General features: G+C 62.7%; 1 protein-coding gene. It reads left to right on the top strand.

The window, feature by feature from the left end:
* The coding region (locus J5M56_RS26050) for an LLM class flavin-dependent oxidoreductase (protein ID WP_207938195.1) at positions 1-249 on the top strand (249 nt) is incomplete at both ends.

Genomic DNA, 249 nt, shown 5'->3' with positions numbered 1-249 from the left:
CGATACCCGCTATGCCCGGGCCCAGGAACATGTCCAGGTGGTGCAAGGTCTCTGGAATTCGTACGAGGACGATGCCTTCCCTCGGGACCGCACTAGTGGCCGCTTCCTAGACCCGGCCAAGTTGCACACCCTGGGCCATCAGGGCGAGTTCTTCAAGGTTAAAGGGCCGCTGAACATCCAGCGCTCACCCCAGGGCCAACCGCTGATCTTCCAGGCCGGGGTGTCTGAAGACGGCCGCGATTTCGCAGC

Origin of the sequence: Pseudomonas sp. 51_B (assembly GCF_017491595.1) — a bacterium.
Classification (GTDB): domain Bacteria; phylum Pseudomonadota; class Gammaproteobacteria; order Pseudomonadales; family Pseudomonadaceae; genus Aquipseudomonas; species Aquipseudomonas promysalinigenes.
The sequence above is the reverse complement of the archived record's forward strand: the minus strand, read 5'-3'. Positions and strand labels throughout refer to the sequence as shown.